Below are 14412 nucleotides of genomic sequence, written 5' to 3'. Positions count from 1 at the left end.
TTTGCCATGCCTATTTGGGGGACTTACTTAGAGATTAAGTAGGTCCTTTTTGAATATTTTTAATATTTCCCTTAATTAGTGCGGACGGGAGCAACTTCCTTCGGAATTTCATCCCTAATTTTTGAGCCAAAAGTCTCAAAAATTCCGTCATAGACAATAACAAACTTATTGTCTATGATACCACTACAACGGGAAATATTTGATAAGACTCGCTTCGCTCGTACTAGTTTTATCAAATATATAGTACTAGCAAACTGGATCCCCATAGAAACATTTAACCAACAAGTAAACTGGCTTTTAGACTTTAGGAGGTCTTATGAAATTATTAGAAGAGCGCATCCTCAAGGATGGGCATATCTTGGGTGATAACATCCTCAAGGTGGATTCCTTTTTAACCCACCAAGTTGACTTTAGCTTGATGAGAGAGATTGGTAAGGTTTTTGCGGAAAAATTTGCTTCTGCTGGCATTACCAAGGTCGTAACCATTGAAGCGTCTGGTATTGCCCCAGCCGTTTTTACAGCTGAAGCCTTAAACGTTCCCATGATTTTCGCTAAAAAAGCTAAAAACATCACTATGAACGAAGGAATCTTAACTGCCGAAGTTTACTCCTTTACCAAGCAGGTAACCAGCACCGTTTCTATCGCTGGAAAATTCCTCTCACCAGAGGACAAGGTTTTGATTATCGACGACTTCCTTGCTAATGGCCAAGCTGCTAAAGGCTTGATTCAAATCATCGAACAAGCTGGTGCCACAGTCGAAGCTATCGGTATTGTGATTGAAAAATCCTTCCAAGATGGCCGTGATTTGCTTGAAAAAGCAGGCTACCCTGTTCTATCACTCGCTCGTTTGGATCGTTTTGAAAATGGTCAAGTCGTATTTAAGGAGGCAGATCTCTAATGCAAACTCAAGAAAAACATTCACAAGCAGCCGTTCTTGGCTTGCAGCACTTACTAGCCATGTACTCAGGATCTATCCTGGTTCCCATCATGATTGCGACAGCCCTTGGCTATTCAACTGAGCAATTGACCTACCTGATTTCTACAGATATCTTCATGTGTGGGGTGGCAACTTTCCTCCAACTCCAACTCAACAAATACTTTGGGATTGGGCTACCAGTCGTTCTCGGAGTTGCCTTCCAATCAGTCGCTCCCTTGATTATGATTGGACAAAGCCATGGTAGTGGCGCTATGTTTGGTGCCCTTATCGCATCAGGGATTTACGTGGTTCTTGTTTCAGGCATCTTCTCAAAAGTGGCCAATCTCTTCCCATCTATCGTAACAGGATCTGTTATTACCACGATTGGTTTAACCTTGATCCCTGTTGCTATTGGAAATATGGGAAATAACGCTCCAGAACCAACTGGTCAAAGTCTCTTGCTTGCCACTATTACTGTTCTGATTATCCTCTTAATTAATATCTTTACCAAAGGATTTATCAAGTCTATCTCTATTTTGATTGGTCTGGTTGTTGGAACTGCCATTGCTGCTACTATGGGCTTGGTGGACTTCTCTCCTGTTGCGGCAGCACCACTTGTCCATGTCCCAACTCCACTCTACTTTGGGATGCCAACCTTTGAAATCTCATCTATTGTCATGATGTGTATCATCGCAACGGTGTCTATGGTTGAGTCTACTGGTGTTTATCTGGCCTTGTCTGATATCACGAAAGATCCAATCGATAGCACGCGCCTTCGCAACGGATACCGCGCAGAAGGCTTGGCCGTACTTCTCGGAGGAATCTTTAACACCTTCCCTTACACAGGATTTTCACAAAACGTTGGTTTGGTTAAATTATCAGGCATTAAGACTCGCCTGCCAATCTACTACGCAGCTGGTTTCCTGGTTCTCCTTGGACTCCTTCCTAAGTTTGGTGCCCTTGCCCAAATCATTCCGAGCCCTGTCCTCGGTGGTGCTATGCTGGTGATGTTTGGTTTTGTATCTATTCAAGGGATGCAAATCCTCGCTCGTGTTGACTTTGCTAACAATGAACACAACTTCCTTATTGCAGCAGTCTCCATCGCTGCAGGTGTCGGACTCAACAACAGTAATCTCTTTGTCAGCATGCCAACAGCCTTCCAAATGTTCTTCTCAAACGGAATCGTCGTAGCCAGCCTACTAGCCATTGTCCTCAATGCGGTACTAAATCATAAAAAGAAATAAGAAAAAGAGGTGCGAGCCTCTTTTTATGTTATATCCTTACCTGTCTATCTTCTGACCGTTGGCCTGTGACAAACATAGTAAAGGTTGCCTTACAGACATTTCTGCCCTCTTGATTGGTGATATCCACATCCATCACACAGGTTGTACGACCTTGATGGACACATTCTCCTTTAATGGTCAATACATCGTCGAGTTTTCCTGCCTTAAGGTAGTTGATAGAGGATTGGAGTGTCACCCCATCAAGTCCCAGCGAGATAACCACCAAACCACTGATTTGGTCACATAGCGTGAATAGATAGCCACCATGGGCATTGCCATAGTAGTTGAGCGACGAGTTCACTACTTTGGTCGTCACCACAACGTGACCATCTCTCATTTGTTCAATTTCGTAATTTTCAAAGGCAGATATAGCGTCAAAATGAAAGTCTTTCATCGTTTCCTCCTGATATTTCAAACGACACTATGATACTACTTTTTATAGGACTGTGCAAGGAGAAAGCACCTAGTCTGGCAAAATTCCGACCTGCTCCACAAAGCGCATAAAGGCTGTCTGCCCTTGTTCCGTCTGCTTGTAGACTCCTGCATCCTCAAGTACACGCGCAAAGATAGTACCCACAGAGTCCTTGACGATTTCAAGGGCTTTTTCTTTATCTGTTATGTCTGGATATTGGCCTCTAAGTTGGTCTGCCCATTCCTGATGATAATCGGCAACTGTATCAGCTTCTCCTACAAGATAGCTAGCGACTTGCTCTACTTCTTCTTTTAGACGTGGTGGCAAGATGGCCAAGCCCATGACCTCAATCAAGCCGATATTTTCCTTCTTGATATGTTGGACATCCTTGTGAGGATGATAGATCCCGTCAGGATGTTCTGCAGAAGTCTGATTGTCTCTCAAGACTAAGTCCAACTCAAACTGTCCATCACGCTTACGCGCTATAGGTGTGATGGTGTGATGCGGTGTCCCATCTGTCTCTGCCAAAATCTGCACTGCAGGATCTGAATATTGCCGCCATTCTCGCAAAATCTTATCAGCCAAGTTGATCAAATCTTCTTTGGAATCCGAAGTCAAACGCAACACTGACATTGGCCACTTGACAATCCCAGCCTTAACCTGCTCAAAACCAGCAAATCGGAAGGTCTTTTGCAAGAGAGCTAATTCCATAGGAAATACGTGACGACCTCCCTGATAGTGGTCATGAGTCAGAATAGAGCCCCCCACAATCGGCAAGTCGGCATTAGATCCAGCAAAATATCCTGGAAACTGCTCTACGATAGCCAACAGACGTTCAAAACTCTGACGACTAATGGCCATGGAACGATGCTGGCCATCTAAAAAGATACAATGCTCATTAAAGTAAGCATAGGGCGAATACTGGAACCCCCATTCCTGACCAACCATTTCAAAACGGATAATCCGGTGGTTGCTGCGAGCTGGGTGGTTGACCCGACCATGGTAACCCTCATTCTCTAAACAAAGTTGACACTGAGGATAATTACTAGCTTGCACCAACTTGGCTACCGCAATCTCTTTCGGATCCTTTTCAGGCTTAGAGAGATTGATGGTAATTTCAAGTTCTCCATAATCAGATGGAACACGATAAGCGATATTTTTAGCAATGGCCTTGAGTTTGATGTAGTCATTTTTCCGACTGAGTTGATAAAAATCCTCTATCGCTTGCTCAGGAGAGTAGGCGTAGGTTGCCCAAAAGTCACGATTAACCTGACTCGGACAAGGAGTCACCAAGTCCATCAGTTCAGTACCAAGGATTTCACGCGCAGTCTGACTATCTTCAATCGTCTCTAATCGAACGGCTTCCTCAACCAGCTGATCCTTGAGGTCAATCACTTTATCCAGATTGGTCTCAACTTCCAAAACACCGTCTCCCACTCGTGCCAAAACACGATTAGTCAGGTAGATTCGATCCATTTCCTCAAAGGTACTTTCAAAAATGACATGTGTTACAAATTTATCTACTAAGGTCACTATAGAGCCTCCTTTTGACTAGTCAAGGACGCGAGTGCCACCTGCAACTTCAGCGATATAGAAGCTTGGAGCGTAGCCAACTACTTCCTCGTAGTGTTTTCCAACAGCTTCCTTAAAGGCTTCAACAGTATCTTTTTGCACCAAGGCAATAGCACATCCACCAAAACCTGCCCCTGTCATACGAGCACCGAGAACACCTTCTTGTGCCCAAGCTGTGTGAACAAGAGTATCCAATTCCAATCCAGTCACTTCATAGTCATGCTCTAGGGAAACGTGTGACGCATTCATCAAACGACCAAATGTTTCCAAATCTCCTGCTTGAAGGGCTGCTTGAGCTTTAAGGGTACGTTGGTTTTCAAGCACAGCATGGCGAGCACGTTTCAAACGATTTTCATCTTTAATCAGATAGCTATATTGATCAAAGGCCCACTCGTCCAATTCACCCAAGGTCTGAATATCTAAAGCAACTTGCAATTCTTCCACTGCTTTTTCACATTCAGCACGGCGTTCATTATATTTAGAATCCGCCAATTCACGACGTTTATTGGTGTTCATAATAACAACGACATTATCCTTCAAATCAAGTGGCACCAAGTCGTATTCTAAAGTATTGGTATCTAAGTAAATAGCACGTTGGTCAGCTCCCATACCGATAGCAAACTGGTCCATAATGCCAGAATTCACTCCGATAAAGTTGTTTTCTGTTTGTTTTCCGATTTTAACCAAATCGAGACGCTCTAATTTTAAATCAAAGAGATGCTCAGCCACTACTCCTGTTAAGAGTTCAAGGGATGCTGAAGAAGACAAACCAGCACCATTTGGGATATTCCCATAAACATAAAAATCAAAACCTTTGTCAATCACATGCCCAGCTTCTTGCAAGAAATGAAGAACTCCTTTTGGATAATTGGTCCAGTTGTGCTCTTTTTCAAACTTGAGGTCAGCGAGAGGCACTTCGATAATGCCCTTGTCCTCAAAGTTAGCTGAGTAGAAACGTAAAACTTGGTCGTCACGCTTACGCGCTGCACCGTAAGTTCCCAAGGAAATAGCAGCAGGAAAAACGTGCCCACCGTTGTAGTCTGTGTGCTCACCAATCAGATTGATACGACCTGGTGAAAAGAATGTTTGGTCTGCTTCTTGACCAAAAACGGCAAGAAAGTCTTTACGAAGTGCTTCTGCAGTAAGATGTTGTGTCATATGAATTCTCCTTTGACTGTCCGTTAAGTCACCTTAACGTGTAATCGTTTTCTTCTATTGTATCCAAGGGATTTCCCAAGGTCAATCCTTTTTACTAAAATTTTACTAAAATATCAGTAAAAGGCAGAAAAATATGATATACTAACCTTAAAAAGGAGGATTTATGGCTACCTTAAAAGACATTGCACAGCTAGCCTCTGTCTCTATCGCGACCGTATCCCGCGTCCTCAATCGCGACCAGAGCCTATCTGTTACAGAAGAAACCAGACACCGTATTTTAACCGTTGCTGAAGAGCTGGGCTACACCAAGCACCTCAAGACAGGCGAGTCCCACAAACCCAAGCAAAAGATTGCCATTATCCAATGGGTCAGCGAACAAGGGGAGCTGGACGACCTCTACTACTACCAGATTCGCCTAGGCATAGAAAAAAGAGCCCAAGAACTGGACTATGATATCTTGCGCTATTTTAATGACCATCCTTTTACACTGAGCGAGGAAGTCATCGGGATTCTCTGCATCGGAAAGTTTAGCCGAGCTCAGATTTCTGCCTTTGAAGAATACCAAAAGCCTCTTGTATTTCTAGACAGCGATACACTTTCCCTGGGACATACCTGCATTATCACGGACTTTTATACTGCCATGAAACAAGTTGTCGATTATTTTCTCATCCAAGGGATGGACCATATCGGGATTCTAACAGGGCTTGAGGAAACAACCGACCAAGAAGAAATCATTGAGGATAAGCGGCTGGAAAATTTCAGAAACTACAGTCAAGCAAAGGGAATCTATCATGATGAACTAGTCTTTCAAGGAAGCTTTACTGCCCAGTCTGGCTATGACTTGATGAAGGAGGCCATTCAGAGTTTAGGAGACCAACTCCCACCAGCCTTTTTCGCAGCCAGCGATAGTTTGGCTATCGGTGCCCTCCGTGCCCTCCAAGAAGCTGGAATCAGCCTGCCAGACCGCGTCAGCCTCATTTCCTTTAACGATACTAGCCTGACCAAGCAAGTCTATCCTCCCCTCTCCAGCATCACCGTCTATACCGAAGAAATGGGCAGAGCAGGCATGGATATTCTTAATAAGGAAGTACTCCACGGTCGCAAAATCCCTAGCCTTACTATGCTGGGAACCAGACTGACATTGAGAGAGAGTACAAGGAATGATTAGGATTACAAAACGACCTCTAGCAAGGCTGTTTCTCTAATAATCTCTATGATTCTGCTCCAACTCACACCTTTCGCTTATGTGCTTGGTGACTTTCTAGGTCTGCATCAACTTCAATGGTAATATTTTGAAAGCCACAATTTTTGAGGAAAATTCGAATAGATTCTTTACAAGTTTCCATATGCTCCATCTCTTTTAAACAAACATGGACAATGGCATTTTTTTCCAAACCATCCATAGTCCAGAGATTAAGCTGATTGATACTAGCGACATGGTCCAATTCTGCTAAATCCGTCTTGATCTTCTGGATATCTACTCCTTCTGGCACTGCATCGAGGAATATCTTGAGCGTGCTCCAAAAACGTGGAAGGGCTTTTGACAGAATAAAGAAGGAAATAACAAGAGACAAGAGCGGATCCAAGATATACCAATCGGTAAATCGAAGAACAATGGCCATCAGGATGACAGTCACCCAACCCAAGGTATCTTCCAGAAAGTGCAGGCTGAGAATGGATTCGTTCTTGGTTTGTCCTTTGCGAATGACGAGACTCGCTAGCACATTGATAGTAATCGCAATAATTCCTAACCAGAGAATCCCCTCATCATTGACCGGTTGTGGATGAAAGATTTTCGCTATATTTTCCAAAATGACCAAAACGGACCCTGTCATAAGAATCACAGCCGTTACCATGGCCCCTAAAAGGCTAAAACGCTTGTAGCCCAAGGTATAGTGGCTGTCTTCTTCACGATTGGAGATACTTTCCAAAAAGGCTGAGATCCCAATAGCAATCGCATCTCCCAAGTCATGCACCGAGTCAGCAAGAACTGCACTAGAACCAAACACTCCACCAGCGATAAACTCGACAATGGAATAAGTCAAATTTAAGAAAAAAGCTAGCCAAACAGTATATTTTGCCTTCATCTTTCTCATTCCTTTGTTATAATAGATTTATGAACATCTTGTTCATTATCATTATCCACTAAAACTCAAAGAAAGGATAGAAGCAAAAGGTCAGCTTTATTCAGTTCTGAACAATTTGCCTCAAGTGTCTATATGACTAAGATTGACCGCCGTATCAGCAAAACAAAAAAAGCCATCTTTCAAGCTTTTCTACAACTTTTGAACGATAAGGGCTACGAATCCACTACTGTTCAGGATATTATTGATCTCGCAGATGTAGGACGTTCTACTTTTTACTGTCACTATGAGAGCAAGGAGCTGCTTCTGGACGAGCTTTGCCGCTACCTATTCCATCATCTTTTTGAAAGAGAAAAATCCATTTCAACTAAGGTTTATCTCGCCCATCTCTTTCTTCATTTTCAGAAAAACCAAGACCATATCACCAGTCTGCTATTCTCCAAAAATGACTACTTCCTTCGCCAACTTCATAAAGAACTGGAGCACCATGTCTATCCCATGTTGGCTGATGAGTTGAAAGAATCTCACCCAAGTCTGCCTGTTTCTTATCTCCAACACTTGGTCGTGACCAACTTTATCGAAACCTTGACCTGGTGGCTCAAAAAAGGGCAAGACTTCACAAATCAGGAAGTTGTCCAGTTTTATCTAGACCTTCTCATTTCTAAAGACTAAATACAGACTAGAGCTCAGTTGCCTTATGCCCAGGCTACTGAGTTTTTATCTTTTCGACAATAAAAAAGCCCAGACGACATTGTCTGAGCGTTCTTCTATATAATCGTTTAACAAAGTTGAGTTTGACATTTTCAAACTATTTCTTCAACAAACCTTGTTCTTGTAGAAACTCCTTGGCTACTTGTTCTGCTGACTTGCCTTCAACACCGACTTGGTAGTTGAGCTGGCTCATCTGGCTTTCAGTAATTTTACCAGCCAATTTATTGAGAACCGTTTCCAACTCTGGATGTTTCTTGAGAAGAGCTTCTTTCATTAGTGGAGCCCCTTGATAAGGTGGGAAGAGTTGTTTGTCATCTTCCAATACCTGTAAATCATAACGTGCCAATTCCGCATCAGTCGAATAGGCATCCGTGATTTGAATATCACCTGACTGAATTGCCTGATAGCGAAGGGCTGGCTCCATGGTCGCTACATTAAGCTTGAGACCATACATTGATTGCAAGCCCTTATTTCCATCTTCACGGTCATTAAACTCAAGTGTAAAGCCTGCCTTCAACTGCCCTTCCACTTTTTTCAAGTCCGAAATGGTCTTCAAGCCATATTCTTGAGCAATCTTTTTCGGAACAGCTACAGCATAGGTATTTTGATAAGACATGGGTTTGAGATAGGCTAGATGATCCTGTTTGGCAATGCCATCACGCGCCACATTATAAACCTGCTCTGGCTCATGACTTACTTTCGGTGATGGTTGAAGTAAACTTTCAGTCACCGTACCAGTAAATTCAGGATAGATGTCAATATCACCTTTTTTCAGAGCTTCATAAAGGAAACTTGTCTTCCCAAAATTCGGTTTAACAGTCGCGGTCATACTGGTATTTTCTTCAATCAGCAACTTATACATATTGGCCAAAATTTCTGGTTCCGGTCCCAATTTCCCAGCAATGATCAAGTTCTCTTTCTCTTTTTGAACTAAGAGGGCTGGACTATAAGATAGACCGAGCAATATTGCCACCAAGGCAAAACCAGAAAAAATCATCCGCAATTTTGCTTTTTCCATCACTTTTAGTAGGAAGTTAAAGGCAATGGCCAGCACTGCAGAAGAAAGTGCCCCAATCAAAATTAGACTGGCATTATTACGGTCAATTCCCAAAAGGATAAAGGAACCCAGCCCCCCTGCACCAATCAAGGCCGCCAAGGTTGCTGTACCGATAACCAATACTGCTGCTGTCCGAATCCCAGACATGATAACAGGCATGGCAAGTGGAATTTCAAACTTCTTGAGACGTTCCCATCTAGTCATCCCAAAGGCAATCCCAGCCTCTTGCAGACTCGGATCAATTCCCTTGAGTCCAGTGATGGTATTTTGCAAAATCGGGAAAATCGCATAGATCACCAGAGCTGTCAAAGCCGGCAAGGTTCCAATTCCCATCAAGGGGATAAAGAGCCCCAACAAGGCCAGTGACGGGATAGTCTGGAAAATCCCTGCAAGCTGCAAGACCCAATCCGCCAATTTCTCATGATAACGAAGATAAACAGCCAAGGGAATCGCTATAAAGATAGCCAGCAACAAGGTCAAAAGTGACAACTGCAAATGTTGAGATAGAGCTGTCAACCAATCACTAAAACGATCCTGAAAAGTTGCAATTAAATTAGTCATGAACACTACCTCCAAACAAGTCTGCTACAAATTCTGTGGCAGGAGCTTTTAAAATCGTCTCGGGATTCGCCACCTGACGAATCTCTCCATCCTGCAAGACAGCAATACGGTCCGCCAATTTCAGAGCTTCATCCGTATCATGGGTTACAAAAATAGTTGTCATTCCAAACTCTTTATGCAATTCTTTTGTCAGAATCTGCAACTGTTTTCTCGAAATAGCATCCAAGGCTGAAAAAGGTTCATCCATGAGGAGAATCTTAGGCTGACCAATCATGGCACGAACAATACCGACCCGTTGCTGTTCTCCACCAGATAATTCACTAGGCAAACGATGCCCATACTCAGCTACTGGTAAACCAACCTTTGCCAAAAGCTCTTCTGTTTTCTGAGCAATTTCTTCCTTAGTCCAGCCCTTCATCTCAGGAATCAGGGCAATATTTTCCGCGACCGTTAGATTGGGAAAGAGAGCAATAGCCTGTAAAACATAACCAGTAGAAAGACGAAGTTCACGCTCATCATAGTCTTTGATGCGCTTGCCATCCATATAAATATTTCCATCAGTCGGTTCCAAGAGACGGTTAATCATCTTAATCATGGTCGTCTTACCTGAGCCAGATGGACCAACTAAAACCATAAATTCCCCATTCTCAATCCGTAAATTGACATCTCTCAAGACATCTTTTTCTGTGTAACGTAAAGCTACATTTTTGTATTCAATCATTCTTTGTCCTCATTTAAAACTTCCCTCGATTGGTCAAGTCTTCTACCTTAGGCATGACTTCCTTATTGTCCCAATGCTCCACAATTTTCCCGTTCTCTAAACGGAAGATATCGTACTGGGCATAGGCAACTCCGTCAATCTGAGTCTGACCATAGCTAACCACATAGTTTCCTTGTCCTAAGAGTTGGAAAATAAAGTCAAGAGTGGCCTTTACTTATAAACAGCTAATTTGATCTATTTTAATCCTCATTTGCCTTCTCTTTCAGATTCGCCAAAATCCTTTCTTGAAAGGCTTCAAACTGACGAATTTCTTCCTCTGAAAATCCTTTGTAAAAAATCGTATCCAATTTCTGACTGACACGATGCCCCACTTCTTTCTGGGACTTGCCCAACTCTGTTAAAACCAAATACTTCTTACGCTTATCTTTTCCACATGGACTAACAGTTACAAGATTTTGTTCCTCTAGCTTTTTTATCATAGTCGTCAGCGTATTATTCGCAAGCCCAGTCGCAAGCACAATATCTGTCGCAGTTGCGCAGCCAGTTTCACTATTCCATAAAACCGCTAAAATCTTCCCCTGCTCACTCCGATAAAGAGCTTCAGGGTCTTGGCTCAGTAACTTTTGAAAAATCCGCCCATTCAACAAACGAATATGATGGGCTAGCAAATGACTATCTTTCATAACACCTCCAATTTATTTCGATATCGAAACGAATGAAATAATTGTAACACTTGTCCTTTCAACTGTCAACTATTTCGATGTAGAAATAATTTTTGTTAATGATTCACACCACCATACTCCGGCTCAACTAACTTTTAACGAGAGTTTCTAAACTCCTTCGTCCTCCAGTCTACAAAAGCCTTCCATCCGTACTATCCTATATTTTATGAGGGGATACGTTTTTCCTATCAGACCATTTATTTTAAAGATAGAAGTAAATCTTAATTGCTTCCATCTGTTCTTTTATAGTATATTGAAGTTGGACTAGGGCACTGTATCTTCTAAAACATTGATAGAAAGCGATTTGAATTTCCCAATCAATTTGTTCGTATTTAATTTCACCTTACCCTATCTTTCCCATAGCACCCTTCAAACAGCCTATCCCCTACCGTTTGACGATTCCCCCCTTCTCTCCACTTCCATTACAGAAGTTTCATCACTACTATGGTCTCGGCTAACTTCTCATGATTCCTTGTTACTACTATTTGAACGCTCACGAGATAGGTCTTACAAAAAAATGCTTTGATCCACAATGGAATCAAAGCATTTTAAAAATATTCCCATACATAAGCGCAGAAGCTGCGGTTCCTCTGTACTTGGTTTCTTCTCTCTTGATAAAACGAGCCAAGTTGAGCAACTCAGGCGCCGGATGTTTGGGATTCTTGAGCAATTCACGATTGACCAGACCTGAGAGACGAACTGCCAGCAATTGCTCATTTGTAGTAGGCAGTTTTTTAGCAGTCTCTAGGAGAGCAGCAACTAAATCTTCACTCAAATCATGTCGAGCATGATTGTAAAGATCTTTTATAAGGCTTTCTAGGTTTGGTTCTACCATCTCTACCACCTCCCTTATGGTTTAATAATGTTTAATCAAATCAACTGTTGAACGATTCAATTTCTTCACCAATGCTTGCAAGAAAGCTTGCGCTTCTAAGAAGTCATCCATTGCATAGAGGGTTTGATGAGAGTGGATATAACGAGCGCAAACACCGATTGTTGTAGATGGGACACCACCATTTTTCAGATGGGCTGCGCCAGCGTCCGTTCCGCCTTTACCACAGTAGTATTGGTACTTGATACCAGCTTCTTCAGCTGTTGTCAAAAGGAAATCCTTCATTCCTGGGAGAAGCAAGTGACCTGGGTCGTAGAAACGAATCAAGGTTCCATCTCCAATCTTGCCTTGACCCCCATAAACATCACCAGCAGGTGAGCAGTCAACTGCTAGGAAAACTTCTGGGTCAAACTTAGTTGTGGAAGTATGAGCACCACGAAGACCAACTTCTTCTTGGACGTTAGAGCCAAGATAGAGTTCATTGCCAAGTTTTTGACCTGACAAGGCTTCAGCTAGCTCGCTCACCATGAGAACTCCATAGCGATTGTCCCAAGCTTTTGAGATGATATTTTTTTCATTGGCTGTTAAGATTGCAGAACTATCTGGTACGATGGTGTCGCCAGGACGGATGCCAAAGCTTTCTGCCTCAGCCTTATCCGCAAAACCACCATCAAAGACGATATCTGCAATAGCAGGCATGGTTGGTCCACCCTTTCCACGAGTCAAATGTGGAGGAACAGAGCCTGAAATCACAGGAATTTCACGACCATCACGAGTCAGAAGTTTGAAACGTTGGCTGCTGACTACCATAGGGTTCCAGCCACCGATTTCTACGACACGGAATGTACCGTCTGGCTTAATCTCGCTGACCATAAAACCAACTTCATCCATGTGAGAAGCGACCAAGACACGCGGTGCATCTGCAGCTTCTGAATGTTTGATACCAAAAATACCACCCAAGCCATCTGTCACCACTTCATCCACGTGCGGTGTTAACTTTTCACGAAGATAAGCACGGACAGGCGCCTCATGACCTGAGATCGCAGCTAGTTCTGTTACTTCTTTGATTTTTGAAAATAATGTTGTCATTTCAGTTCCTTCTTTCTTCCATCCATTTTACCACTTTTTATAGGAGAAGGATAGTGGGAAGGTGGATTTCTAAGTTAGTATCTTAGTCCTGCTCTATCTTAGAAAAAGATTGTATTTTCTTGCATGTGAGGTAAAATCTAAGAACTATTCCAAGATTAACCCAACTATTAATTCCCAAACAAAAAACAATTCAATACTATATTTGTTCAATTTTTTCATGAAATTTGCAGAAAATAGTTGACTTCGCCTTCTTCTTTCTTTAAAATAGTACAAAAATAGGTAAAGGAAAAAATCATGACCAAAACAATTCTTGTTACAGGTGGAGCTGGCTATATTGGCTCCCATACCGTTAAAGCTCTTTTAAATGCTGGCTATCAGGTACATGTTCTAGATAATCTCTCTACAGGAAATCGTTCGGCTGTGGATAGTCGTGCTAGCTTTAAACAACTGGATGTTTATGATGCTAGCGCCCTAAAAGCTTACTTAGAAGAAAATAAGATTGATGCTGTTCTTCATTGTGCAGGTGAAATTGTTGTGAGCGAAAGTATTGAAAATCCAAGTAAATACTTCACTGCCAATGTTGCTGGTATGAACCAAGTTCTCAAAGTCTTATCTGAAGTTGGTATTCAAAAAATCATGTTCTCTTCGACTGCTTCTCTCTATGGTAATAACTGTATTGACAAGCCAGCTACTGAAGATACCCTGCTCGACCCTGTCAACCCTTATGCAGAGACAAAACTGATGGGCGAACGAATGATTTACTGGATGGCCAATCGCTACGATTGGAAATATGTCATTTTCCGTTACTTTAATGTAGCTGGGGCTGAAATGGATGCTTCAAACGGTCTGCGCGTGAAAAATCCAACTCATATCATTCCAAATATCAACAAGACCGCATTGGGACAAAATGATAGCCTGAAAATATTTGGAGATGACTACGATACACGTGATGGTTCATGTATTCGAGATTACATTCATGTCTTGGACCTTGCACAGGCTCATGTTAAAGGAATGAACTACCTATTTCAAGAAAACAGTTCTTCTCAAATCTTTAACTTAGGAACTGAAAAAGGCTATACTGTCAAAGAAATCTTTAAAACTGCTGAAGAACTACTGAATCAAAAAATACCACACGAAATTGTTGCTCGTCGTGCTGGTGATCCAGCCAGCGTCCTAGCAGATGCATCAAAAGCTAAACAATATCTTGACTGGCAAGCTAGCTACTCCCTCGAAGATATTATTTTATCAGACTATCGTTGGCGAGTTAAAGAGGGGAATAATATTTTGGAATAAG

General features: G+C 42.3%; 14 protein-coding genes and 1 pseudogene. 5 read left to right on the top strand and 10 right to left on the bottom strand.

What is annotated here, in order from left to right; translation table 11 throughout:
• Nucleotides 1–316 precede the first annotated feature (316 nt).
• On the top strand, nt 317–898 hold the full coding sequence (locus DSY56_RS03015; protein ID WP_000770415.1) for a xanthine phosphoribosyltransferase: 582 nt from the start codon (nt 317–319) through the stop codon (nt 896–898).
• Nucleotides 898–2160: a nucleobase:cation symporter-2 family protein gene (locus DSY56_RS03010; RefSeq protein ID WP_112443815.1), complete on the top strand. Its 1263-nt coding sequence runs from the start codon at nt 898–900 to the stop codon at nt 2158–2160. Before DSY56_RS03015 ends, DSY56_RS03010 begins: the two co-directional genes overlap by 1 nt.
• Before the next feature lie 28 nt (nt 2161–2188).
• Here the strand turns inward: DSY56_RS03010 and DSY56_RS03005 are convergent, their stop codons facing one another.
• From DSY56_RS03005 to DSY56_RS02995, 3 genes are all read right to left on the bottom strand, one after another.
• Nucleotides 2189–2593, bottom strand: coding sequence for a PaaI family thioesterase (locus DSY56_RS03005; protein ID WP_112443814.1), 405 nt, complete (start codon nt 2591–2593; stop codon nt 2189–2191).
• A 69-nt stretch (nt 2594–2662) separates the two neighbouring features.
• A complete protein-coding gene (locus DSY56_RS03000; protein WP_112443813.1) occupies nt 2663–4144 on the bottom strand; it encodes a UDP-glucose--hexose-1-phosphate uridylyltransferase in 1482 nt (493 codons plus the stop codon).
• Nucleotides 4145–4162: 18 nt separating this feature from the next.
• On the bottom strand, nt 4163–5341 hold the full coding sequence (locus DSY56_RS02995) for a galactokinase (protein ID WP_112443812.1): 1179 nt from the start codon (nt 5339–5341) through the stop codon (nt 4163–4165).
• Nucleotides 5342–5504: 163 nt separating this feature from the next.
• Here DSY56_RS02995 and galR point away from each other — a divergent pair, with 163 nt between their 5' ends.
• Complete coding sequence (gene galR, locus DSY56_RS02990; RefSeq protein ID WP_112443811.1) at nt 5505–6509, top strand: DNA-binding transcriptional regulator GalR; 1005 nt, start codon at nt 5505–5507, stop codon at nt 6507–6509.
• Between the two features lie 61 nt (nt 6510–6570).
• Here galR and DSY56_RS02985 read toward each other — a convergent pair whose 3' ends face one another.
• A complete protein-coding gene (locus DSY56_RS02985; RefSeq protein ID WP_200832345.1) occupies nt 6571–7428 on the bottom strand; it encodes a cation diffusion facilitator family transporter in 858 nt (285 codons plus the stop codon).
• A gap of 132 nt (nt 7429–7560) precedes the next feature.
• Between DSY56_RS02985 and DSY56_RS02980 the strand changes: the two genes are divergently transcribed.
• On the top strand, nt 7561–8097 hold the full coding sequence (locus DSY56_RS02980) for a TetR/AcrR family transcriptional regulator (protein WP_112443809.1): 537 nt from the start codon (nt 7561–7563) through the stop codon (nt 8095–8097).
• A 136-nt stretch (nt 8098–8233) separates the two neighbouring features.
• Here DSY56_RS02980 and DSY56_RS02975 read toward each other — a convergent pair whose 3' ends face one another.
• The 6 genes and pseudogenes from DSY56_RS02975 to pepA all read right to left on the bottom strand — a co-directional run bounded on the left by DSY56_RS02975 (nt 8234) and on the right by pepA (nt 13118).
• Complete coding sequence (locus DSY56_RS02975; protein WP_112443808.1) at nt 8234–9754, bottom strand: ABC transporter permease/substrate-binding protein; 1521 nt, start codon at nt 9752–9754, stop codon at nt 8234–8236.
• The gene (locus tag DSY56_RS02970) at nt 9747–10475 is read right to left on the bottom strand and encodes an ATP-binding cassette domain-containing protein (RefSeq protein ID WP_112443807.1); all 729 of its coding nucleotides are present in this window, start codon (nt 10473–10475) and stop codon (nt 9747–9749) included. Before DSY56_RS02970 ends, DSY56_RS02975 begins: the two co-directional genes overlap by 8 nt.
• 13 nt (nt 10476–10488) lie before the next feature.
• Nucleotides 10489–10680 (bottom strand): annotated as a pseudogene (locus DSY56_RS02965) (nuclear transport factor 2 family protein); the annotation flags it as partial.
• Between the two features lie 34 nt (nt 10681–10714).
• On the bottom strand, nt 10715–11158 hold the full coding sequence (locus tag DSY56_RS02960; RefSeq protein WP_112443806.1) for a MarR family winged helix-turn-helix transcriptional regulator: 444 nt from the start codon (nt 11156–11158) through the stop codon (nt 10715–10717).
• A 577-nt stretch (nt 11159–11735) separates the two neighbouring features.
• Nucleotides 11736–12032 (bottom strand): bacteriocin immunity protein, encoded by a 297-nt coding sequence (locus tag DSY56_RS02955; RefSeq protein ID WP_112443805.1) that lies wholly within the window; start codon nt 12030–12032, stop codon nt 11736–11738.
• Nucleotides 12033–12053: 21 nt separating this feature from the next.
• Entirely contained in the window at nt 12054–13118 is a 1065-nt protein-coding gene (pepA, locus tag DSY56_RS02950; protein ID WP_112443804.1) for a glutamyl aminopeptidase, read from the bottom strand.
• 294 nt (nt 13119–13412) lie between these two features.
• Between pepA and galE the strand changes: the two genes are divergently transcribed.
• On the top strand, nt 13413–14411 hold the full coding sequence (gene galE, locus DSY56_RS02945; protein WP_112443803.1) for a UDP-glucose 4-epimerase GalE: 999 nt from the start codon (nt 13413–13415) through the stop codon (nt 14409–14411).
• The last annotated feature ends 1 nt before the right edge of the window (nt 14412 follow it).

The organism is Streptococcus sp. 596553, from assembly GCF_900411395.1.
Classification (GTDB): Bacteria; Bacillota; Bacilli; order Lactobacillales; family Streptococcaceae; genus Streptococcus; species Streptococcus mitis_BA.
Note: the sequence above shows the minus strand (reverse complement) of the source record. Positions and strands in the feature narration are given on the sequence as shown.

What these genes read in the sequence shown, in the direction of transcription:
- DSY56_RS02960 (WP_112443806.1), bottom strand. Translation starts at nt 11,158, where the DNA reads ATGAAAGATAGTCATTTGCTAGCCCATCATATTCGTTTGTTGAATGGG.
- galE (WP_112443803.1), top strand. Translation starts at nt 13,413, where the DNA reads ATGACCAAAACAATTCTTGTTACAGGTGGAGCTGGCTATATTGGCTCC.
- pepA (WP_112443804.1), bottom strand. Translation starts at nt 13,118, where the DNA reads ATGACAACATTATTTTCAAAAATCAAAGAAGTAACAGAACTAGCTGCG.
- DSY56_RS02980 (WP_112443809.1), top strand. Translation starts at nt 7,561, where the DNA reads ATGACTAAGATTGACCGCCGTATCAGCAAAACAAAAAAAGCCATCTTT.
- galR (WP_112443811.1), top strand. Translation starts at nt 5,505, where the DNA reads ATGGCTACCTTAAAAGACATTGCACAGCTAGCCTCTGTCTCTATCGCG.
- DSY56_RS02955 (WP_112443805.1), bottom strand. Translation starts at nt 12,032, where the DNA reads ATGGTAGAACCAAACCTAGAAAGCCTTATAAAAGATCTTTACAATCAT.
- DSY56_RS03015 (WP_000770415.1), top strand. Translation starts at nt 317, where the DNA reads ATGAAATTATTAGAAGAGCGCATCCTCAAGGATGGGCATATCTTGGGT.
- DSY56_RS02985 (WP_200832345.1), bottom strand. Translation starts at nt 7,428, where the DNA reads ATGAAGGCAAAATATACTGTTTGGCTAGCTTTTTTCTTAAATTTGACT.
- DSY56_RS02975 (WP_112443808.1), bottom strand. Translation starts at nt 9,754, where the DNA reads ATGACTAATTTAATTGCAACTTTTCAGGATCGTTTTAGTGATTGGTTG.
- DSY56_RS02970 (WP_112443807.1), bottom strand. Translation starts at nt 10,475, where the DNA reads ATGATTGAATACAAAAATGTAGCTTTACGTTACACAGAAAAAGATGTC.
- DSY56_RS03010 (WP_112443815.1), top strand. Translation starts at nt 898, where the DNA reads ATGCAAACTCAAGAAAAACATTCACAAGCAGCCGTTCTTGGCTTGCAG.
- DSY56_RS03005 (WP_112443814.1), bottom strand. Translation starts at nt 2,593, where the DNA reads ATGAAAGACTTTCATTTTGACGCTATATCTGCCTTTGAAAATTACGAA.
- DSY56_RS02995 (WP_112443812.1), bottom strand. Translation starts at nt 5,341, where the DNA reads ATGACACAACATCTTACTGCAGAAGCACTTCGTAAAGACTTTCTTGCC.